This is a genomic window from Nitrospira lenta (assembly GCF_900403705.1).
In the GTDB taxonomy this organism is placed as follows: domain Bacteria; phylum Nitrospirota; class Nitrospiria; order Nitrospirales; family Nitrospiraceae; genus Nitrospira_D; species Nitrospira_D lenta.
In genome coordinates, this window is sequence record NZ_OUNR01000020.1 from 103,245 (window position 1) to 124,185 (window position 20,941).

20 protein-coding genes and 1 tRNA gene are annotated in these 20,941 nt (G+C 56.2%); 3 read left to right on the forward strand and 18 right to left on the reverse strand.

Translation table 11 applies throughout. The features are described 5' to 3' along the window. Nucleotides 1–18 precede the first annotated feature (18 nt). From NITLEN_RS16140 to NITLEN_RS16210, 15 genes are all read right to left on the reverse strand, one after another. On the reverse strand, nt 19–858 hold the full coding sequence (locus NITLEN_RS16140; protein WP_181416929.1) for an HD-GYP domain-containing protein: 840 nt from the start codon (nt 856–858) through the stop codon (nt 19–21). A gap of 190 nt (nt 859–1,048) precedes the next feature. After that, nucleotides 1,049–1,231 (reverse strand): YlcI/YnfO family protein, encoded by a 183-nt coding sequence (locus tag NITLEN_RS16145; protein ID WP_121990675.1) that lies wholly within the window; start codon nt 1,229–1,231, stop codon nt 1,049–1,051. Nucleotides 1,232–1,463: 232 nt separating this feature from the next. Beyond that, complete coding sequence (locus tag NITLEN_RS16150) at nt 1,464–3,995, reverse strand: DNA internalization-related competence protein ComEC/Rec2 (protein WP_121990676.1); 2,532 nt, start codon at nt 3,993–3,995, stop codon at nt 1,464–1,466. A gap of 26 nt (nt 3,996–4,021) precedes the next feature. Continuing rightward, complete coding sequence (gene glmM, locus NITLEN_RS16155) at nt 4,022–5,371, reverse strand: phosphoglucosamine mutase (RefSeq protein ID WP_121990677.1); 1,350 nt, start codon at nt 5,369–5,371, stop codon at nt 4,022–4,024. Beyond that, a complete protein-coding gene (gene folP, locus NITLEN_RS16160) occupies nt 5,364–6,236 on the reverse strand; it encodes a dihydropteroate synthase (RefSeq protein WP_219999484.1) in 873 nt (290 codons plus the stop codon). The genes glmM and folP overlap by 8 nt, the downstream gene beginning before the upstream one ends. A 186-nt stretch (nt 6,237–6,422) precedes the next feature. Further along, the gene (gene ftsH, locus NITLEN_RS16165; protein WP_121990679.1) at nt 6,423–8,234 is read right to left on the reverse strand and encodes an ATP-dependent zinc metalloprotease FtsH; all 1,812 of its coding nucleotides are present in this window, start codon (nt 8,232–8,234) and stop codon (nt 6,423–6,425) included. Nucleotides 8,235–8,347: 113 nt separating this feature from the next. Further along, nucleotides 8,348–8,887, reverse strand: coding sequence for a hypoxanthine phosphoribosyltransferase (hpt, locus tag NITLEN_RS16170; protein ID WP_121990680.1), 540 nt, complete (start codon nt 8,885–8,887; stop codon nt 8,348–8,350). Between the two features lies 1 nt (nt 8,888). After that, nucleotides 8,889–10,355, reverse strand: a complete 1,467-nt coding sequence (tilS, locus tag NITLEN_RS16175) for a tRNA lysidine(34) synthetase TilS (protein WP_181416930.1) — start codon at nt 10,353–10,355, stop codon at nt 8,889–8,891. 8 nt (nt 10,356–10,363) lie between these two features. After that, complete coding sequence (locus tag NITLEN_RS16180; RefSeq protein WP_181416931.1) at nt 10,364–11,311, reverse strand: bifunctional riboflavin kinase/FAD synthetase; 948 nt, start codon at nt 11,309–11,311, stop codon at nt 10,364–10,366. A 7-nt stretch (nt 11,312–11,318) separates the two neighbouring features. Further along, nucleotides 11,319–12,290 carry a porphobilinogen synthase gene (hemB, locus tag NITLEN_RS16185; protein ID WP_121990683.1) on the reverse strand — a complete coding sequence of 324 codons (972 nt, stop codon included), beginning with the start codon at nt 12,288–12,290 and terminating at the stop codon, nt 11,319–11,321. Nucleotides 12,291–12,296: 6 nt separating this feature from the next. Further along, on the reverse strand, nt 12,297–12,689 hold the full coding sequence (locus NITLEN_RS16190) for a CBS domain-containing protein (protein WP_121990684.1): 393 nt from the start codon (nt 12,687–12,689) through the stop codon (nt 12,297–12,299). A 45-nt stretch (nt 12,690–12,734) separates the two neighbouring features. Beyond that, nucleotides 12,735–14,300 (reverse strand): uroporphyrinogen-III C-methyltransferase, encoded by a 1,566-nt coding sequence (cobA, locus tag NITLEN_RS16195; RefSeq protein ID WP_121990685.1) that lies wholly within the window; start codon nt 14,298–14,300, stop codon nt 12,735–12,737. Further along, nucleotides 14,300–15,247 carry a hydroxymethylbilane synthase gene (gene hemC, locus NITLEN_RS16200; RefSeq protein WP_245924539.1) on the reverse strand — a complete coding sequence of 316 codons (948 nt, stop codon included), beginning with the start codon at nt 15,245–15,247 and terminating at the stop codon, nt 14,300–14,302. The genes cobA and hemC overlap by 1 nt, the downstream gene beginning before the upstream one ends. Nucleotides 15,248–15,269: 22 nt before the next feature. After that, nucleotides 15,270–16,658: a glutamyl-tRNA reductase gene (hemA, locus tag NITLEN_RS16205; RefSeq protein ID WP_121990687.1), complete on the reverse strand. Its 1,389-nt coding sequence runs from the start codon at nt 16,656–16,658 to the stop codon at nt 15,270–15,272. Between the two features lies 1 nt (nt 16,659). Then, nucleotides 16,660–17,463 (reverse strand): cytochrome C assembly family protein, encoded by an 804-nt coding sequence (locus tag NITLEN_RS16210; protein ID WP_121990688.1) that lies wholly within the window; start codon nt 17,461–17,463, stop codon nt 16,660–16,662. 100 nt (nt 17,464–17,563) lie between these two features. On the opposite strand from NITLEN_RS16210, the gene rsmI reads away from it, so the two are divergent. Further along, entirely contained in the window at nt 17,564–18,310 is a 747-nt protein-coding gene (gene rsmI, locus NITLEN_RS16215; RefSeq protein ID WP_181416932.1) for a 16S rRNA (cytidine(1402)-2'-O)-methyltransferase, read from the forward strand. Here rsmI and NITLEN_RS16220 read toward each other — a convergent pair. The 3 genes from NITLEN_RS16220 to NITLEN_RS16230 all read right to left on the reverse strand — a co-directional run bounded on the left by NITLEN_RS16220 (nt 18,307) and on the right by NITLEN_RS16230 (nt 19,788). After that, nucleotides 18,307–18,573, reverse strand: a complete 267-nt coding sequence (locus NITLEN_RS16220; protein ID WP_121990690.1) for a sulfurtransferase TusA family protein — start codon at nt 18,571–18,573, stop codon at nt 18,307–18,309. The genes rsmI and NITLEN_RS16220 overlap by 4 nt on opposite strands. A 162-nt stretch (nt 18,574–18,735) precedes the next feature. Then, the gene (locus NITLEN_RS16225) at nt 18,736–19,506 is read right to left on the reverse strand and encodes a hypothetical protein (RefSeq protein ID WP_121990691.1); all 771 of its coding nucleotides are present in this window, start codon (nt 19,504–19,506) and stop codon (nt 18,736–18,738) included. A gap of 195 nt (nt 19,507–19,701) precedes the next feature. Next, nucleotides 19,702–19,788: transfer RNA gene (locus NITLEN_RS16230), tRNA-Leu, on the reverse strand. 210 nt (nt 19,789–19,998) lie between these two features. Between NITLEN_RS16230 and NITLEN_RS16235 the strand changes: the two genes are divergently transcribed. After that, on the forward strand, nt 19,999–20,280 hold the full coding sequence (locus NITLEN_RS16235; RefSeq protein WP_181416933.1) for a Fe(2+)-trafficking protein: 282 nt from the start codon (nt 19,999–20,001) through the stop codon (nt 20,278–20,280). A gap of 195 nt (nt 20,281–20,475) precedes the next feature. Then, on the forward strand, nt 20,476–20,931 hold the full coding sequence (locus NITLEN_RS16240; RefSeq protein ID WP_121990693.1) for a bifunctional nuclease family protein: 456 nt from the start codon (nt 20,476–20,478) through the stop codon (nt 20,929–20,931). The last annotated feature ends 10 nt before the right edge of the window (nt 20,932–20,941 follow it).

Consider the following 20,941-nt stretch of genomic DNA (forward strand, 5'->3'; position numbering starts at 1 on the left):
GGCTCCTCCTGATTCCTTCTACGCGGCCCGCGTGTCGGGTAAGACTTCAACGATATGCAGAGATGTTTCACGACAGAGATCCACTGCCGCGGCTTCCCCATCCGTCTGCCCTTCACGGTGACTCTGAACAAGCAAGACGGGCCTGAGGGGATAGCGAGCATTCACTTTCGACACGACCCCGATATGCCCGTCATTCAATCGTACCGATGTCCCGACCGGATACAGCGAGAGCTGATCCACCAGCGTTTTGATAAGCCGAGGCTGGAAGGCCTGCTTGTACTGGACCAGGAGCGAACGCAGCGCCTGATGCGGAACAACTCGCGCGTGATAGGGCCGCGGACTGATCATGGCATCGAGCACATCGGCCAGTCCGATGATTTGTGCACCTTCGGCAATCTCTCCCCCCTTCAGCCGACAGGGGTACCCACTGCCATCCCATCGCTCATGCTCCTGGGCGATCGCGGTTGCCAGCCAGTCGAACGACTCGCCCATCTCAGCCACCACACGCCGACCTTGTTCAGGATGCGCATGGATGCCGGACCACTCATCCGCACTCAACGAACCGGACTTTTCAACGATCCCGTGAGGTACCAGCCACATGCCCAGATCGTGCAGTAGGCCTGCTAGAGCCAGACGTTCCAACGCCGCCGAGTCGTAGTTGAGCCCCTGGCCGATCTTCACGCTGAGAATCGCGACATGCATCGAATTTGCGACCTGATCGCCCTCACCCTCTCCACGCATCATACGTATCAGCAGGTCATCGCTCGTCGCGAGCGCTGTGACGAGCCCTTCGGCCAATCGGGAGCACCGCTCGAATCTCACTTCACGGTTCGCACGAACAGCCTCCCCTATCACCATCAGTTCCTTGCGCGCGAGCCCATACCAATCGATACGAGCATCTCCCCCTTTGAGGGTTGGCTCGTTTTCCCCTACTAGCGGGATTGAAAGGGACGCGTGTCGACCACTCCCCCCCTCGCGAGGGTCTGGGACTTGATCGCGTACTAACTCTGAGAGTCGCATGCTCGACGTTCCTCGTAAGCGTGACAGGCTAGGACGATTTCCCTGGTGTCCGCCGACTATTGGCCACTAACTTTAGTTCAGGCTTTTTCAACTCGCGTTCCAACATCGCTCGAATAAAGCCACTGGTCGTATAGCCTTGCGATTTCAAGGCATCCAGCTGTTCCTTCAATTCAAGCGGCAGTTGAATAACTATCCGTACAAGATTAGCCATGGTGGTCGTACTCCTCAGGTCATAGATTCCCAGAGCACGGAATGTGTGCACATGCTATGCCTTGCTAGCATTGTGACAATAGTGAGGAAACTCGCGGACTTATGATGGTACACCCCAGCATTGTGGACAAGAATGGACATAAACAACCATTCGTACACCATCAATGTACGAAATTGGCTAAGACCGAATCGATGTTGAGGGATGTGACTGCGTAGGGTGAATTTCTTATTGATTAGAATTCATGCGCCAGCACCCACACTCGATGCCAATTGCGCAACTCACACGTCCAGAGACACTCTTGCAATCGCACTGGTTGCAACACCATATCGCGCATTCTTCGTACCTGGATATCAGGTGTCGAGAGCCGGCCTGTCACGATGATCCCCCCATCCCGATCTGTTCTAGCGACCTCACTCCCGATGGCCGAATAGGCATCAATCACGTCGGGAGCAGGATGCCCGTAAGAATTATGCCGACCGACCGAGAACACCGCGTAGCGAGGTCGAACCAATCCAATCCAGTGACGCTCCAACGAACTCCGCGCTCCGTGGTGAGGAACTTTGAGCACCGTCACCGGCTCTTGTCCCATGGCTGCCAGACGGTGGAGTCCGTCCACCTCGATATCAGCCGCGAACAAAATACTCTGAGGGCCACAGGTCAGCTGCACGACGACGGATTCATTGTTGAGGAATGTTCCGCTCACACTCTGGCTGGAGCCCCCACGATCCTGCGCTCTGATTGGATTAAGAACCGTGAGCCTGCAAAACGCTCCCCGAACAATTTCCTCCCCGCGTGTGGCGACATGGCTGTGTACCTGTTGCTCCGCCACGGCCTCCTGCAATTCTTTAAACAGTGGTTCGGATCGCTCGATGCCCGTATGCCAGAACTCTCCGACTTCCAGGTGGCGAATCAGCCAGGGAAGCCCGCCGACATGATCCTGTTGCGGATGCGTGGCAATGATATGGTCCAGCCGGCGAATCCCCTGGTTCAGAAGAAACGGCCCAATGACACCGCGCCCCATATCGAACCGCTCGTACCTTCTTCCACCATCGATCAACACCGTTGTTCCATCGGGGAATTGAAGGAGCGCACTATCGCCCTGTCCAACATCAAGAAAAGTAACTCGCCAGCGATCACCGTCTGCGATTGGAATACCAGATAGAATCCATCCTCCCAACGCCGTCGTAACCAACACCGCCCCAATGGCCCGGTGATATCGAAATCTTAGCGCGCCAGCCACCAGGAACACCCCTAGATAAAACGACGCCATACTCCAAAGAGGAGGGGCAGGCACACGCCAGTCGCTTCCCGGAAACGCCGCGCACCAGTGCAGGGCAGTCACCATCCACTCCAGCAGATGCTCTTGAATACGTGCAAGCGGAAGGCCTCCGTCACTATTCATAAGCGTCATAAATGCGGAGAGTAGCCCGAGAGGAACCAGGATCATTCCCGTAAAGGGAACGGCGAACAGGTTGGTTACCAGGCCAAGCCATGGCACTTGATTGAAATACCAAGCCACCAGCGGAGTCGTCACCAGCGTCACCGCTGCTCCTAGAATAACCGCCTCTCGAAGATGACGGCCCCAGACGCCCCACTTTGTGTCGGCTTGACCATCAGACGTATCTTGGCAAGACAGAGAACCCACGACCCAGATGATGGCCAGCACTGAGAAAAACGATAGTTGAAACGAAATATCTCTGATCGCCCGTGGATCGTGCAGAAGAATCAGGAGGGCCGCTCCAGCCAAGGCGTGCAAAAGATGACGCTCTGAGCCGATCCAAATAGTGGCCAGCGCCACGCAAATCATAATCCAAGCCCGCATGGTGGCAAGTTCAGCCCCGGCCAGGAGTGCGTAGAACGTCACCACCAGCCAGGTGCAGAGGATGGCCACGCGAGTCGGTGTCACGTGCCTCGACAATCCCAAAAGCATCACGGATGGCAGCGCGGAAAGTCCTCGACGGACCGCCCCAAACACCACCACTGCGATCAGTCCCAAATGCGACCCAGAAATTGAAAGCAGATGGATGGTTCCCGTCGTCATGAACCATTCTTGCAGATCCTCCTGGACGTACCCTCGCTCTCCGATCACGATCCCTAGAAAAAGACCGCGGGCCGGCTGGGCTAACGAGTGGATCGCATTCTCTCGAATGACGCCTCGCCAACGATCGATCCGCCCCCAACTCCTCCACCACCAGTCCGGCTCACTTACAAGCGGAAGCAGGTGAACGGCTTCAGACCCCGTGACGGTCCCCACGGCCTCGATGCCTTGTCGCTCGACATAGGACGCATAGTCGAACCCTCTGGGGTTGAGAGATCCCGTCGGAACACGCACACTCGCTCGAAACACAATCTGATCACCTGCCCATACGGCATCGCCGGGGTCCCGCCATGTCAGCTTAATTCTTCGCGTGAGCGTCCCTTCTTCAGAGCTTGGGACACACTCAACCACCATCGTCAGACGAGATGGTGCATGCTGAACGAGGCCGACAACTCGCCCCCGATACTCCACACTAGATCCTGAGGAGAGGTCTTCCCCGACATGGCTGGAGATCGGCGGTGTTACCCCTGTCCAATAGATCACTCCCAGACAAAGAGTCGCACACCACAGGCAACTTTTCGGCTGCTCGATGCCTCCGATTCGTTCACCAGCCGAAAGGATCAATATGAATACAAGTAAAATGGAGAGCAAACCGACGGGAAAGAACGGAAGGAATGAACCGGCCACAAGCCCGGTGAGAAAGGCGACACAAAGGGATGGCAGCATGAGCCTTCCCTGCAAAGGAACAGCTACTACGTGAGATGCGTACGCACGAGGCGCGCGAGATCCTCCGCCACTTCTTTAATCACAGCATCTTGCTCACCTTCGACCATGATTCGAAGAAGCGGTTCCGTCCCGGAATAACGTACCAGGACACGACCGTTCCCATTCAACCGGCGTTCACTCTCACGAATCGCCCGGTCAATATCCGGCACAGACTCCAATTTCGGCTTCTGCTTGACCGTAATATTGAGCAGAATTTGCGGAACAGCGGACATCGCCTGCGCCAATTCTGAAAGCGGTTTCCCCGTCCGCTTCATCAAGGAGATCATCTGGAGCGCGGAGATCAGACCGTCACCCGTCGTGTTATGGTCCAGAAAAATGAAATGCCCGGACTGCTCACCACCGAAGCTGTAGCCTTCCGCGAGCATGCGTTCAAGGAGATAGCGATCGCCTACGGGAGTTCGAAGCAACTTGACGCCCGCCTTCGCCATACAGAGCTCAAGTCCGAAGTTACTCATGACCGTCCCGACCAACGTTTGTTTGGCGAGAAGCCCATTCTGATGCAAGTCGAGCCCCAATGCCGCCATGACATGATCGCCATCGACAATGGTCCCCTGCTCGCACACAAAGATGGCTCGATCGGCATCCCCATCAAGCGCGATCCCGATGTCGGCTTTGTGACGGCGCACGGCTTCTTGCAGTTGCTGCGGATGCACTGCCCCACATCCGGCATTGATATTCATGCCGTTGGGTTCGCATCCGATCACTTCGACTTTTGCACCGAGTTCTCGTAACACTTTTGGCGCCAGCTTGTAGGCTGCTCCATTGGCGCAATCTACCACTAACTTGATTCCCTGAAAGTCCAACTCGCGTGGCAAGGAGCGCTTGGCGAATTCAATATAGCGGCCCTCTGCATCATCGATACGAAACGCCTTTCCGATTAAATCAGCGGTGGGACGCAGATGACTGATCTCATTGGACACGATCAAATCCTCAATGCGGGCTTCCATTTCATCCGGCAACTTAAAGCCATCATTCGAAAAAAACTTAATGCCGTTGTCTTGATACGCATTGTGCGACGCCGATATCACGACCCCCGCATCCGCACGGAGACTCCTGGTCAAAAATGCAATGGCCGGCGTCGGCATCGGCCCCACCAGCAGCACATCGACTCCCATCGAACAAATACCGGCCGTGAGCGCAGATTCCAGCATGTAGCCAGAGATGCGCGTGTCCTTCCCGATCACGATCTGATGGCGTCCCGCGCGTCGCATAAACAAATGTGCGGCTGCACGCCCGAGTTGCATGGCTATTTCACTCGTCATGGGTTCCAGGTTGGCCACCCCGCGAATTCCATCAGTTCCAAATAATTTACGCATAATCTTCCTGTTTCGAAGTATGGGTCGCCGCGCGCACCGCCGCGGCAACCATCACGACATCCCTCATATTTGCCACATCATGCACGCGAATGATCGAGGCGCCGCGATCCACCGCCAGCGCAACGGCCGCAGCCGTCCCCCATTCACGATCCTGCACCGGACGATCAAGAATTTTCCCCAGAAATGCTTTCCGAGAAAGCCCCACCAACATCGGACAGCCCAATTGGTCGAATGAGGACAAGTGATTCAAAAGCTCCAAATTGTGTATCAGCAGCTTACCAAAACCAAACCCCGGATCAAGCACGATCTGGCTTTTCGCAATCCCGGCGCGTTCCGCGGCGGCAATTCGCTCTACAAAAAACATACGAACATCGTCTACTACGCTATCATACCTAGGACTTTCCTGCATGGTCGTCGGCATACCCTGCATATGCATCATCACTATTCCGGCAGCGGACTGCGCTACCACAGCTGCCATATCAGGATCAAAACGCATGGCCGTTACGTCATTGATGATTGAGGCGCCCACATGAAGCGCTTCCCGCGCCACCCGAGACTTCATCGTATCCACTGAAATCGGCACGGTAGTCTGCTTCACCACCGCCTGTAAAACCGGCAGCAAGCGATCCATTTCCTCCTGCTCACCAACCGGTGTGGCCCCGGGCCTCGTCGACTCTGCACCCAGATCGAGAATATCCGCGCCCTGCGCCACGAGTGCCACAGCCCGTTCGACTGCTTGATCAACCGTCGCATAGCGTCCCCCGTCAGAAAAGGAGTCCGGAGTGACGTTCACAATGCCCATCATAAGCGGGTACTCCCGAATGGGAAGCGACCGTCCCTTAGCAAGTACGATATTGCGTTTCACAAACGTTCTCCGCACATGCGTCGTCCACCACCTTGCCCTCCGATAGATACCAGAGAGGGTCAGCGCTAAGACGGCGACATGCCATACTAGACCACGACATTTTATCGCGTCTAACGGCTTCTATTGAGAGACTGATGCCGCGCTTCCGGTGCCCAAACTAGAAGCGCGGCAGACTATTGAAGCAGACTAGGCAGGAACGGTCTGAGAGGAAGACTGCAACAGGATCGCATCGATTTCCTGTGCATCGAGTACTTCTTTTTCAAGCAACGCTTCAGCCAAAGCCTTCAAGCTGACCATATTTTCAGTCAGAATCCGCTTGGCCCGCTCATAATTCTCCGTCACAAGACGTCTGATCTCCAGATCAATATCCAATGCGATCTGATCGCTAAAGTCTCGCTTCGCGGCGATTTCCCGACCCAGGAAAATCTCCTCTTCCTTCCGTCCGAACGTGAGCGGCCCAAGCTTCTCGCTCATTCCCCACTCACACACCATTTTCCTTGCCAGATCCGTCGCCCGCTCAATGTCGTTTCCAGCCCCGGTCGTAACATGGTTGAGAACTAGCTCTTCAGCGACTCGTCCCCCCATCAAGATGGCGAGGTTGTTGTACAGGAAGTCCTTTGAGTAATTGTGCCGGTCATCGGTTGGCAACTGCATGGTGACGCCCAACGCCCGTCCGCGCGGAATAATGGTGACCTTGTGAACCGGGTCCGTGCCGGGCAAGAGCTTCGCCATCAAGGCATGGCCAGCCTCATGATAGGCCGTCGTGCGCTTTTCCTCATCCGTCAGCATCATGCTCTTACGCTCAGCACCCATTAGCACTTTGTCTTTGGCCATTTCAAAATCAACGACCTCGACTTCCTTTTTATTCTGACGAGCAGCCCATAGCGCGGCCTCGTTCACAAGATTCTCCAGGTCTGCGCCGGAGAAACCGGGCGTCCCACGAGCGATCTTCTCCAATTCGACGTTGGCCGCTACCGGCACCTTCTTCGTATGCACTTTCAGAATTTCAGAACGGCCCCGCAGATCTGGCCGATTCACCACGACCTGACGATCAAACCGGCCAGGCCGCAAGAGCGCAGGATCCAGCACATCAGGCCGGTTCGTGGCGGCAATCAGGATCACCCCTTCGGTCGTGTCGAATCCGTCCATTTCAACCAGCAACTGATTGAGCGTCTGCTCCCGTTCATCATGTCCACCGCCTAAGCCGGCGCCACGCAACCGTCCCACCGCATCAATTTCATCGATGAAAATGATACAGGGCGCGTGCTTCTTCCCCTGTTCGAACAAATCGCGCACGCGTGACGCGCCGACCCCCACAAACATTTCAACGAAATCAGAGCCGCTGATACTGAAGAACGGCACCCCAGCTTCGCCGGCAATCGCCTTGGCAAGCAAGGTCTTGCCGGTTCCTGGAGGGCCAACGATCAGAACACCCTTGGGGATCCGTCCACCAAGCTTTTGAAATTTGCGCGGATCTCTCAGAAACTCGATGATCTCAAGAACTTCTTCTTTCGCCTCTTCAATCCCCGCCACATCGGAAAATGTGACCTTCTTCCGGTCTTCCGTCAACATCCGCGCGCGACTCTTCCCAAAGGACAACGCTTTATTCCCCCCGACTTGCATCTGCCGCATCAGGAAGAACCACAGCCCGAGGAATAGAATGAACGGCCCCCAGGTCACCAAGAAGGTGATGTACCAGGGACTCTCTTCCGGCGGCTTGACCTCGATCTGGACATCCTTCTCGCGCAAGACCTTCACCAGGTCCGGATAATCCGGCGAGAAAGTCCGAATCCTCGTCTTGTCTTTCAAGACCGAACTGATGTGATTCCCCTTGATAATGGCCTTTTCGACGTCACCCTTTTCAATCTTGGCCATGAAATCGCTAAATATCACATCTTCTTCAGGCGCGTGAGTCGGCACGCTGAACAGGTTGAACAGCAAAATCATGAATAAGCCGACGACCACCCAAAAGAGCAGGTTCTTCACCCTGGAATTCATCCAGATCTCCTTCGTGGGAACGTTAAATCAGAGGAAGATACATCACATGACACCACTGAATGTGGGTGATGTTAACACAGGGTCGACAAAAGTGACAATATCAAGTGCACCGCTTACGTCTCTTCATCCGCGAGATCCAAGACCGCCAGATACGGCAAATTTCGATATTGTTGCTGATAGTCTAATCCATACCCGACGACATAATGATTCGGGATCTTGAAGCCCTCGTAATCGACCTGCACCGTGACTTGCCGGCGGTCCGGCTTGCTTAACAGGGTGCAGACCTTCAGCGAACGCGGTTTCTTTTTCGCGAATGTCTTCAGCAAGTACTGAACCGTCAATCCAGAATCAACGATATCCTCGACCAACAACACGTCCTTGCCCTTAATCGACTCCGTAAGATCGGTGACAAGCTTTACCTTCCCCGACGTCTTAGTCTTGGCACCATAGCTGGATACCACGATAAAGTCGATGTGGATCGGAATCCGGATGGCACGAGCCAGATCCGCATAAAAAGCATACGCTCCCTTGAGCACCCCCACGAGCACCAAATCTTTGCCCGCGTAGTCAGCACTGATCTGCTTTCCCAATTCCCGGATGCGGGTCCGCATCTGTTCCTGCGTCACAAGCGGCCGGCCAAACACACGCTCCATGCTAATGCACCCCCTCCGTAACTGAGACCTCGTCCATCCTGATCACGACACATCGGCGCGTGCGGCCGCTCACTTGAAACCGCTCATCTTGCCGAAATCCCAACACACCCACAATTCCTTGAGGAGAATCCAGAATCGGAATTCGTCTCCGTTGCGACACCGGAATCTTGAGATCCATGAAGTAGTCCTGCAATTTCTTTGATCGTCCCTTCATGCCCGACGGAACGAACCGATCCCCTGCCCTCCATGGGCGGATATGCAGCGGATACGACAGCACATCCGCATCGACGATCATCACCCATCCCGGGGAAACAGACAGCTGATGGGCCGCTTCACGAGTCCCTTCTTGTACTCGAATTCGTTGGCTCGTACCAGCCCATTCGATGACGGACGGAATCTGCACCAAGTGCCGTTTGACTACCCCCTCGGACTCCTGCGGGAGAGCAAGGGCGTGAGCCGGCAGTACGAGCAGCGCATTCGGAGTCACTTGGACATGCACATCGCCGGGGCAATGCCGTTCCCCTCCTCGCTTCGACGAGAGCAGCCGGTGCACGGCCTCAATCGTCGCAAGACTCGGGGGGCGCCGACTCGGATGCATTCGGCGAAACACGTCGCGCAAGAGCCTTCGTTGCAAGGCCAACGGCTGAACCTGCAAACCAAGCCGGTCGATAAAATAGCCTCCCACGCCATCCGGTTGAACCAGTGAGGCGCACAGACTGGCCGTCTGATCCTCCAGATATCGGTCGTCCTCACGGCACAAATCACCCATCCGGCAAAGCGCATCGATAGCAGCCGGTGCCAGCTGGCTGAGCAGGGGAAGGAGCTGATGACGAATGCGGTTGCGCGCATAGATCGGCTTCGCGTTGCTGGAATCCTGTCGATACGTTTGCCCCGTCGCGTCCAGAAACTCTAGTAGGTCTCGGCGCCTGACCTCATACAGCGGACGAATAATCTTCTCGTCGCGTTGAACCGGCATACCCGCCAGGCCCGTGATTCCGGCTCCACGCAACATCCAAAGCACAATCGTTTCCGCCTGATCATCCGCCGTATGGCCGACGACAATGCGGTCAGCACCGACGTCTTCGGCCAGCCTCGCCATCGCGCGATACCGTACGTCGCGCGCCTGAGCCTGAAGAGAAACCCGCTGCGGACGAGTCCGGGCATCCAGCGACACACAGCGGAGCGGCACCTGGAGTGCCTCACACAGCGACATCACAAACGCCTGATCCTCATCGGACTCGAGTCCACGAAGACCATAATTAAAATGGACCGCCGTCAGCTGCAATCGCCAACGGGGGACCAGGTGATGGAGGAGCGTCAACAGCGCCACGGAGTCCGGCCCACCCGACACGGCGACGAGCAGGTGGTGTCCCGGCTCAAACAGCCCATGCGCCCGCACCGTCTTGACGACCTTGTGGAGCAATGGGGGCCAGGCCCTCCGCGACACGCGTTGTTCGACCATTGCCATACTCGCCATCATCCTGCCGATAGCGCACTGCGATGTTCTTGTAGAATTGCCTTGGCCCGCTCCACATCGACCGCGATTTGACGGCTCAGATCGGCGCCGCTAGGAAACTTGGTGTCGCCACGCAGCCGCTGAAGGAACTGCACTTCAATAGACTCTCCGTACAGATCCTGTTGCTCGTTCAGCAAATGAACTTCCATCAGCCGCTCGCCGGCATCAAACGTCGGCCGCGATCCGATATACGCCACAGAATCGAACCGTTGCTGATTCCAAATTGTCACCGTCGCATACACGCCGTTCGGCGGAATCACCCGCTCCACCGGCAACCGCAGATTGGCCGTCGGCCAGCCCAACTCCTGCCCCCGCTGAGCCCCTGGCAGGACAACTCCTCCCATCGCATACTGCCGTCCCAGTAACCGGGCCGCGAGATCAACCTGCCCCTCTTGCACTAATTTTCGTACACGTGTGGAGCTGACGATGCCGCCGTCGGCAATCACCGGCGAGACGGGATTCACGGAAAACCCGAACCGTTTCCCCATCACCGTCAACGAGGCGACATTGCCCGTACGCCCCTTGCCGAAGACAAAATGCTGTCCGACAAAAATCTGCCGCAGATGCAACCCGCGATACAAGACCATTTCCGTAAACGTTTCAGGAGGGAGACTCGCGAAGGGGTGATCGAACTCGAGCACGACCACTTCATCGATTCCCGCGTCCTCGAAACGCTGCAACTTTTCTTCAGGACTCGTGAGAAACTTCAAATCGACATGAGGCGCAAGAATCTTGACCGGATGGGGATCGAACGTCAGCACAAGCGCCGTGCCCTCCATCCGGCGCGCCGTCTCCACGACCGTCCGCAACAGCGAGCGATGGCCAAGGTGATGCCCGTCAAAGTTGCCGACCGTGGCTACCGGGTAGGACCGCTCTTCGCCGCCTGAGTATCCGCGTGTCACCTTCATGCAGGTATCAATGGAGCTGCCGGACGGCATCCTTCGCGAAGTAGGTCAAGATGAGATCAGCGCCGGCCCGCCTGATTGAGAGCAGCGATTCCATCATGGCGCGCGTTTCATCCAGCCATCCGGCACGCCCCGCGGCTTTGATCATGCTGTACTCACCGCTGACTTGGTACGCCGCGATGGGAAGTAAGGTCCGCGCACGAGCCTGGGCGATAATATCCAGATAGGGCATGGCCGGTTTGACCATCACAATATCCGCCCCTTCTTCCACGTCCGAATCGATTTCGCGCAATGCTTCCCGCCCGTTGGCCGGATCCATCTGATACGACTGGCGATCGCCGAACTGCGGACTCGAATACGCGGCATCTCGAAACGGCGCGTAGAAACAAGACGAGAACTTTGCGGCATACGCCATGATCGGCAATTCAGGAAAGCCTGCCTGATCGAGCTCCGCACGAATCGCAGCCACCCGTCCATCCATCATATCGGAGGGGGCGACCATATCGGCACCGGCTTCGGCATGCGTACGAGCCATCGTGCGCAGACACTCCAGCGTTTCATCGTTGAGAATCTTGCCGTCTTTCACAATGCCGCAATGGCCGTGATCCGTATACTCATCGATACAGACATCCGTAATCACAGCCAGTCCCGGCACCTGATCCTTCACCGCCTTAATCGCCCGCTGAACGATCCCGTTCGGATCGTAGCCCGAGCTGCCACGGTCGTCTTTCTTCGCAGGAATACCGAATAGGATAATCGCAGGAATGCCCAGCGCCTTGACCTCCGCCGCTTCCTTCACCAGCAGATCGACCGACAGGCGGAACTGACCGGGCATAGACCCAATCTCCTCACGCCGCCCCTGCCCCTCAACCACGAACAGCGGGTAGATAAAATCCGCCGGAGACAGCACGGTTTCCCGCACCATCCGCCGAAAAGAATCTTGTTGCCGAAGCCGTCGAAGCCGCTGGATCGGAAACGCCATACCGTCCTACTTTCTTGGCAGATTAGTCAGAAACACTACCAAATCGCGAACGGAAATCACCCCGACCAGCTTCCCCTCGCGCGTCACGCCCAGGTGGCGCACATGCGCCTGAGCCATCAGGTCGTTCGCATCGAGCAACGTCTTGCTCTCCTCGATCGTCATGATCGGAGCCGACATGATCTGCTCCACCGTCGCCTTGGTCGCATCCGACCCCGACGCCACCACCCGGCGCATCATATCCGTGTCGGTCACGATGCCGATAATTTCTTTGTCATTGGTAATAAATAAGCTGCCGATTCCGCGATCACGCATAATCCGCGCCGCCGTCTGAGCATCGGTATCACGAGCCACGGTCACAAACTTCTCTCGAGGAATCATGAACGATTTCACAGGAACCATTGGGTACTCCTCCCTTTTGCTGTGTATCTGCCCACCATCACACCGCTACGGCGCCGGCGCCGCAGCCACTGACACGCCCGTCCCGAAATATCCAGCCATCGCCTCAACCAGCGCCGGAATCGTATTCTCGTTGGGGAGAATCACAACCGACAATCCGGCATCCCGCGCAGTCTGTGCCGTGATCGGGCCGATGCACGCCACCGCAACCGATTGTAACAGCCCCCGCGCCTGCGCTTCACCCCCGACCAACTCAATAAAATTTCTGACCGTCGACGAGCTCGTAAAGGTCACACTGTCGATCTCCCGTTCCAACAGCAACTGTTTCCAGCTCTCGACGGAGTCTCGCGGAACCTCCGTACGATACACCGAAACCACATCGACCACAGCCCCACGAGCCCGTAACTCTTCAGGCAAAATCGCGCGCGCAACTTCCGCCCGCGGAATGAGAATGTGCGCTCGTGACAAATCCGACGCCGCCAATGACTCCAGCACTCCCTCGGCCTGATACTCCGCCGGAACCACATCAGCCGTAAGGCCATACGTCGCCAACTCCTCCGCCGTGCGAGGCCCGATGCAGCAAATGCGTCGCCCCGCAAACCGGCGCGCGTCATGTCCACACATCTGCAGCCGCTTCATAAACTGCACGACGCCATTGACGCTGGTAAAAATCACCCAATCATATCGGCCGAGCTCATCAATCGCTCGATCGACCAGCGCCCAGTCCTTCGGCTCGACGATCTGAATCGTGGCCCCTTCAATCGGCTCAGCACCCGCGTCCGCCAATAAGCCGGCCAGCTCTCCCGCTTGCTCTTTCGCACGCGTCATCAACACACGCTTCCCGAACAGCGGGCGACGCTCAAACCAGTTCAATTGCTCTCGCAGCTTGACTACCTCACCTACGACCACGACCGTCGGCGGCTCCAGCTTCGCCTGTTGAGCCTTTTCGACAATATCGGCTAACGTCCCAACCACCGTGCGTTGCGCAGCCCTGGTGCCCCATCGAATCAGCGCGACCGGCGTCGTCGAAGGCCGTCCTTCGCCTATCAAATTGGAGACGATGGACGGAAGATTTTTCATCCCCATCAAAAAGACCAGCGTCCCATGACTGCTCGCCAACCTCGGCCACTCCAGAGCCGTCGTACTCTTGTCTGGATCCTCGTGGCCGGTGACAAACGTGACCGTAGATGCCATCGTCCGATGGGTCACAGGAATCCCCGCATAGGCCGGAGCCGCCACCGCCGCCGTCACGCCAGGCACCACTTCAAACAATACCCCAGCGGCAGCCAACGCTTCGGCTTCTTCCCCACCACGTCCAAACACAAACGGATCGCCGCCCTTCAGCCGAACGACGATTTGTCCCTGCCGAGCCCGTTCGACGAGCATGCGGTTGGTGGTTTCTTGCGGCTGATATTGTCCGCGTCCACGCCGGCCCACATAAATACGCTCGGCCTGTGGCGGAGCATGAGACAACAACGCAGGATTCGCGAGGTAATCGTAGAGCACGACATCAGCCTGCTCAAGGCATTCCTTGCCCCGCAACGTCAGGAGCTTCGGATCCCCCGGCCCGGCTCCGACCAGATAGACTCTGCCTATTCGCGACTTACCTGCCATCAAGCCCTTCCGTAAATCTCGCCAAGAATCTTGTCAGCGCCCCGCGCGAGCAACCGTTCCGCCAGTCTCGTACCCAAGACTTGCGCCTCAGCTCTTGTTCCTTGCACGGCGTCTCGAATGACGGTCTTACCGTCCACACTCGCCACCAGTCCCTCCAGATGCACCTGGTCATTCGTCAACGTCGCATAGGCCGCAATCGGTACCTGACAACCGCCTTCCAATCGATGCAACAACGCCCGCTCCGCCGTCACCGCCACCTGCGTCGGCTGATGGGTGAGCCGGCTGAGTATCGATCGCACGAACTGATCGTTCGACCGCCCCTCAATCCCCAACGCCCCTTGCCCGATCGCGGGAAGACAGAGTTGCGGATCGAGATATTCAGTGATTTCATCCGTCCATCCCAAGCGCCGCAACCCAGCCGCGGCTAGGATAATCGCATCAAACTGTCCCTCTTTGAGTTTTTTCAACCGGGTATCGAGATTCCCCCGGAGCATCTCAATCCGGAGATCCGGACGCGCGTGAAGAAACTGCGATTGCCTGCGCAAGCTGCTCGACCCCACCCGAGCCCCGACAGGCAAATCCTGAAAGAGACAACCGGTATGGCTGATCAACGCATCCCGTGAATCTTCGCGTGGAGGCACACAGAGAATCTCCAGCCCATCCGGCAACTGCGTCGGGACGTCCTTCATACTGTGCACGGCAAAATCAATCTCGCCGCTCAACAGCGCTTCTTCGATTTCCTTGACGAACAGGCCCTTTCCGCCGATCTTCGCGAGCGGGACATCGACAATCTTGTCGCCGGATGTTTGAATCCGGGTGAGCGTCACGGTGATGTCTGGGGCAATCGCCTGCACTTGCGCCTGGAACCACTCGCTCTGCTGTACGGCCAACTTACTTGCCCTGGTGCCCAGAACCAGTGTGGGTCGTGCGGCTGTTGGTGTCGACACGGATCTTACTCCTACAATAATTCTACGGTTGCTTTCGACTAGGCGTCCGAGCAGGAGTCTGCTCAATAAGCAACTCACTCGCTTCATGCGCCAGACAGGATGATGGTTCGACGGCTGACTCTCCGCGCGTATCCGGCGGCGGCACGGCTTCAAGGCTAAAAAAGCGCCGCGCGGCTTCGACAAACGCCGCCCCGCTCGACGAATTTACCTCGGACTTCAACGTCACCATCGTCCCGTGAATCATCTTGTTCACGATCGACGTGGCCAATCCCTCGACGAGTTCCCGATCCTGCGCCGGCAGGTGCGCGAGCCGTCCCAAGGTCTTGTCCAACTCGCTGCGTTTAATCTCATCCGCGCGCTGCTTCAATGCGATGATCGTCGGCGTCACTTCCAACGACTTCATCCATTCACGCAAAACCACGACCTCTTCCACCACCATCTGTTCAGCCTTATCAGCTTCCTGCAAACGCTCGGCGCGATTCTTCTCCACCCGCTGTTTCAGGTCGTCGATATCGAACAAAAACGCATTGTCGACATGCCGCACCGCCGGATCGATGTTGCGTGGGACCGAAATATCGATCAGAAACATCGGCCGGTTCATCCGCTCGGTGACCGCCCGCTGGACATCGTCGGCGCTGATGAGATAATGCGACGCGCCTGTCGAGACAAGAACGATATCGGCCGAAGCCATATCGTCTTTGTATTGTTCAAATGGCACCGCAGTCCCACCGAATTTTTCGGCTAGCTCCACGGCATGCTGCGGGGTTCTGGTGGTGATCCGCACCTGCCCGACACCCTGCGCGATCAGATGTTGGGCGGCCAGCTTGGCCATTTCACCAGCCCCGACCAACAAAACCGTTCTCTGCCCGAGGTCTGAAAATATTTTCTTGGCGAGTTCGACCGCCGCATAGCTGACCGACACGGCCATCTCGGCAATCTTGGTTTCGGTCCGCACGCGCTTGGCGACAGAAATGGCTTTCTTGACGACCTTATTCATGATGAGCCCAGTCGTCTTGTGCGACAGCGCCGATTCAAAGGCATCTTTCAACTGCCCGAGGATCTGCGATTCCCCCACAATCATCGAGTCAAGACTGGCCGCCACACGAAACAGATGCGTAATGGCTCGATCGCCAGCATGCCAATACAAATGCGGAGTCAGCTGTTCGGAGGAAAGGGAGAGATGAGTATCGGCCAGAAATTCCTGAATCCGCCCATAGCCTTGATCGATATCGTCGACGACCGAATAGACTTCGACGCGATTGCAGGTGGACAGCAACAATCCTTCTTTCACGCCGGAATACGAAGTCAGCCGGCCGAGCGCCTCGCCCATCCGACTTTCCGGCACCGCCAGCTTCTCGCGAATTTCAACGGGCGCCGTCTTATGACTGAGCCCGACTACGATCAAATGCATCTTACGACACCGTCCCGTAGCTCTTGAGGACCACGCCAATCAGGGTCAAAATGACACCGGCGAATCCGATCACCGTTAAGTAGGCCGCCCGTTTCGCGCGCCACCCCACCATCAAGCGTCCAAGGAGCACGACAAAATAGAACAACCAGGTAACCAACGCCCAGGTCTGTTCGGGATTCCAACTCACATAAGCGCCCTTGGCGAACTCCGCAGAGATAGCGCCGGTGATGATTCCGAGCGTCAGGAGCGGAAACCCCAAAATAATGGATTGCTGATTCAAATGGTCAAGGAAGTCCAGTGCCGGCAGCTTGGCATACAATACGTTGAACCGTTTCGACTTGAGAAGGCGGTCTTGGATGAGATACATCACACCCGCTACGAACGCGACGGCAAACCCCACCGTTCCCAACATACTCAAGGTGACGTGGAGCCAAAGTGTTCGAAACATCGGCTGCAAGGTGGGAACAGTGTCAGGCAACGCCGCCGCGGAGATGAGTGAGACCAACGCGAGCGGGACAATGAATGAGCCCAGCACGTGGATCCGATGACGAAATTCCACGGCGAGAAATACGAGAATGAGCATCCAGGAAAAGAATGACAGCGCCTCATGAACACTCGGAGGAGCGGCGGCAGACCCCCCCACCATCCGTGCAACCAGGGCAAGAGTATGCATAACAAACCCGGCCGCGGTAATGGCCAGGGAGACTTTTGAAAGAGCTTCAGAGCGGCGCAACAGATAGGCAAGAAATGAAATGGTCGCGATGAAGTACAATCCCATCGTCACCATGAAGCAAACTACGGCCATGCGGGCATTCCCTCTCTTGCGACGAACAACGAACCGTATCTTGCGGGATTAAAAGAGAATTATAGCGATGCGACGAGAACAGAGTCAACAAAGACGACCGATGGAATCCCCCGGTCTACCGGTAAAAAAACCTATGGGCTCGCTCTTCCTGGTTGGAGTCCCCATCGGACATCCCGACGACATCACGATCCGTGCACTCGGCATCCTCAGTCGGGTGGATGTGATCGCAACCGAGGATCCGATCGCCACACAGGAACTCTTATCCCATCACAACTTGTCGGTCGTACTCACAAGTTATGGACCGACGAGGATCAAAGAAAAAGTTGCGGTCCTGATTAATCGACTGCAACAAGGCCTATCCGTCGCATTGGTATCGGATTGTGGTTCACCCGTGATTTCGGACCCGGGAAGCCTCTTGGTTGCCGCAGCACACAAACACGCTATTCCCGTTTGTTCTATCCCCGGTCCATCAGCTGTGACGGCTGCAATCACTGCATCGGGGTTTTCCGCCGAGGCGTTCCACTTTTATGGGGACATCCCCGCGCCCACCGGCTCTGGTAAGAGCCGACTCGCAATGGCTTTGATGCATGCAGAACCGACAATTCTCTTCTGTCAGACCCAATCATGCCAAGCTATTCTGGAGACTATTGCCAAGGCAGCCCCACGCCGCCGAATCGCGCTCGCCTGCGATCTCACCCTCCAGAACGAAACCGTTCTCAAGGGAACGGCCAGGCGCGTTTCACATTTACTGAAACGGATCCAGACGCCTCACATGGTCACGCTAGTAGTGGAAGGAAGAAAACGAATTACCCCGGCAAAGACGGGAAGGCGCAGAGCACAACATTAGTCAGTTTCTTCTCGCCGAATAAGCACACGGTATGACGAGCCGACCCGATCCTGCGCAAGCACCGTGTGGCCCTCATTCTCTACACTGCGCGGAACATTCTTAATAGGATCCCCATCATCCAGCAAGACCGCTAAGATCTGCCCCTGATCCATCATCTCGAGCTTTAACTTGGTCTTCACAAAATTATACGGACAGATGACTCCCCGGAGATCCAGCTCAATATCCGTCGAAACCCCTTGCTCCCCATTCCCACTGTCGTTCATTTTCAAACCTCGCTAATCAATACCAGTCAAGTCGGCTCGTCGATATGAGAGTTACGTTACCAGTAACGATCCAAGACAACAAGGTCAGCAGAACAGCAAACAGAGCAAAAAAAAGGGGCAGCCGAAGCTGCCCCTTTCCAAAAACACGCGATCTAATCAGATCTAGTTCAAGCCCTTCACGAGGTTAGGCTTGGCATAATCTGCCGCTCCATAATCTGACTTATTGGTCGGGATCTTGGTCTCAGGAGCCACCGTCTGATAACCCCATCCTGGCTGCGGCTCGCAATTCCAGCAAGGAGCTGTCCCTGTGAATTCACCGATTGTCGTATCCACGGTTCCGGTAATTTTACCAGGAAGCACAGCGCCAGCAGGCCCACCAGTTACGCTGCCACTGTTGGTCTCAATCGCACGCTCAGTCGAGGGGTTTGGGCGCTGGCCCAATCCACCGAATCCGGCGAGCTTCTCGTTACCGCGAAGCACGCTGATTTCGCGAACAATCTTCCGACCCACACCAAACTGCTGAGCATTCGACGTTGCTTCAATCACCTGCAAGGTCACGTCATCGCCTGAGTTGATCGTTCTGAGCTGATCCATGTTGGTTTTGTCGTCAAGAAACACGATGAGAGCATTCATTGAGCCGGAACCAGCGCGCCCTTCGTCATGTGAGCTTCCGCCCGTCTCCAAAAACAACTTCCCGGCAGGAATATCGACGGCTAACACGCGGCCGTAGATGGTTTCTGGGAGAGACAGACGATCGAGAAACGAATTGCGATCAAAGGCCTGAACGCGGTTGGCGCTTCCGGAAATATCGCCGACGCCGGTCCCTACGCCCATCGCGGATCCGCCAGACTGCTGCAACCGCTCTTGCGCGCCCGCAACACCCACTGAGCCGACAAAAAGAATTGTGGCTCCCAGTGCCAACACCTTACGCATGTGCTGCCTCCTTGTGAGAAAGATAATGTGTGGAGATGATGAACAACAAGATTCCTTGAGTGATTACGTACATAAGTCCGTTCTAATGACCGCGGAACTATAGGCCAACAGGGAAAACCTGTCAAGAGGGATTTCTACTATAAATTGGGTGGTGACCTGACCGATGACTACCATCGCATGTGTTATCCGTGAGTGTGGTGCCCAGAGGGAGGGTCGAACTCCCACTCTCTTACGAGAACCGGATTTTGAGTCCGGCGCGTCTGCCAGTTCCGCCATCCGGGCACATCAAGAATACGCCATGATAGAATGCGTTACCCTTGTAACATGAAGCCTTCAGGCGGTCAATCGGCATCGCCTCTTTTCTTCGGAAGAATACGTCTGCTAGAATATGACCGCGTTAAATGGAGACCGTGGCCGCTCAGCTTGCCCCAGCCATCTGGCAACTAAACACATAAATATTCGAAACTCTCTATATAAAGGAGTATGGCAGTTATGACAGAGGTTGCGTGTGTCACATGCGGACAAACCGGAGAAGCGATTACCGCTCCCCTCTTTCTCGGCAAGTTGGAACAAGACATCAAGGCAAAAGTTTGCACCGCCTGCTGGAAAAAATGGGAGGGCATGCGGGTGATGGTGATCAATGAATATCAGGTCAATCTCGGCGATGAGAGCGGACGAGAGCTTGTCCGCAAACAAATGAAGGCCTTCTTAAAGCTAGAAGGACAAGCCGACACCTCAAAGATCGCAGAAAATTTCCGCCCGGAAGGCACCTAGCCAATCGTCGCCCCCTGCACTCAGCATGTGTGGCGACATCGCTTCCCCGGGCGCAAGCAAGCGCCCGGGACCGTTACACTAAATTCCCTGTCTTGTCGCCGACTTCGTTGACAGGCCCTTTTTGAAAATGCTACAGTCCTCCATTCTTCGCCTGCCTTCCATGATCATTTACTTGGATGTACGGTTGAATTTGTCATGATTACGCAAATGCAGGTCAAGGGGTTGATGTTTGACCCCTACAACAACGCCTACATCGTGGTGCTCCGCGATGAGGATGAAGCCGAGATGTTGCCGATCTGGGTCGGGAAGTCGGAAGCAAGCGCCATCAGCCTTGCACTGGAGCACGTGGCGCCCCCACGCCCGATGACGCACGATTTCATGAAGTCCTTTTTAGACGCCTATAATGCCAAAGTGATTAGCGTGGTCATTACAGACTTGAATGAGCACACCTATTTTGCCAAGATTCATCTGATGTACGAGGATTCGGAATACGCCGTCGACTCACGCCCCAGCGACGCTATCGCGTTGGCGATTCGTTCAGAGGCGCCCATCTTCGCGAACGAGTCGGTTATCCGAAAGCAAAGCTCGGAAGAACTCGAACAATGGTTAGAGAATCTCAAGCCGGAAGATTTCGGCAAACTGGACTCCTGACGCGACGTTA

Excerpts from the sequence above, each read along its gene's own strand:
- NITLEN_RS16140 (WP_181416929.1), bottom strand. The coding sequence starts at position 858 with ATGGTGATAGGGGAGGCTGTTCGTGCGAACCGTGAAGTGAGATTCGAG.
- NITLEN_RS16145 (WP_121990675.1), bottom strand. The coding sequence starts at position 1,231 with ATGGCTAATCTTGTACGGATAGTTATTCAACTGCCGCTTGAATTGAAG.
- NITLEN_RS16150 (WP_121990676.1), bottom strand. The coding sequence starts at position 3,995 with ATGCTGCCATCCCTTTGTGTCGCCTTTCTCACCGGGCTTGTGGCCGGT.
- glmM (WP_121990677.1), bottom strand. The coding sequence starts at position 5,371 with ATGCGTAAATTATTTGGAACTGATGGAATTCGCGGGGTGGCCAACCTG.
- ftsH (WP_121990679.1), bottom strand. The coding sequence starts at position 8,234 with ATGAATTCCAGGGTGAAGAACCTGCTCTTTTGGGTGGTCGTCGGCTTA.
- hpt (WP_121990680.1), bottom strand. The coding sequence starts at position 8,887 with ATGGAGCGTGTGTTTGGCCGGCCGCTTGTGACGCAGGAACAGATGCGG.
- tilS (WP_181416930.1), bottom strand. The coding sequence starts at position 10,355 with ATGGCAATGGTCGAACAACGCGTGTCGCGGAGGGCCTGGCCCCCATTG.
- NITLEN_RS16180 (WP_181416931.1), bottom strand. The coding sequence starts at position 11,311 with ATGAAGGTGACACGCGGATACTCAGGCGGCGAAGAGCGGTCCTACCCG.
- hemB (WP_121990683.1), bottom strand. The coding sequence starts at position 12,290 with ATGGCGTTTCCGATCCAGCGGCTTCGACGGCTTCGGCAACAAGATTCT.
- NITLEN_RS16190 (WP_121990684.1), bottom strand. The coding sequence starts at position 12,689 with ATGGTTCCTGTGAAATCGTTCATGATTCCTCGAGAGAAGTTTGTGACC.
- cobA (WP_121990685.1), bottom strand. The coding sequence starts at position 14,300 with ATGGCAGGTAAGTCGCGAATAGGCAGAGTCTATCTGGTCGGAGCCGGG.
- hemA (WP_121990687.1), bottom strand. The coding sequence starts at position 16,658 with ATGCATTTGATCGTAGTCGGGCTCAGTCATAAGACGGCGCCCGTTGAA.
- NITLEN_RS16210 (WP_121990688.1), bottom strand. The coding sequence starts at position 17,463 with ATGGCCGTAGTTTGCTTCATGGTGACGATGGGATTGTACTTCATCGCG.
- rsmI (WP_181416932.1), top strand. The coding sequence starts at position 17,564 with ATGGAATCCCCCGGTCTACCGGTAAAAAAACCTATGGGCTCGCTCTTC.
- NITLEN_RS16220 (WP_121990690.1), bottom strand. The coding sequence starts at position 18,573 with ATGAACGACAGTGGGAATGGGGAGCAAGGGGTTTCGACGGATATTGAG.
- NITLEN_RS16225 (WP_121990691.1), bottom strand. The coding sequence starts at position 19,506 with ATGCGTAAGGTGTTGGCACTGGGAGCCACAATTCTTTTTGTCGGCTCA.
- NITLEN_RS16235 (WP_181416933.1), top strand. The coding sequence starts at position 19,999 with ATGACAGAGGTTGCGTGTGTCACATGCGGACAAACCGGAGAAGCGATT.
- NITLEN_RS16240 (WP_121990693.1), top strand. The coding sequence starts at position 20,476 with ATGATTACGCAAATGCAGGTCAAGGGGTTGATGTTTGACCCCTACAAC.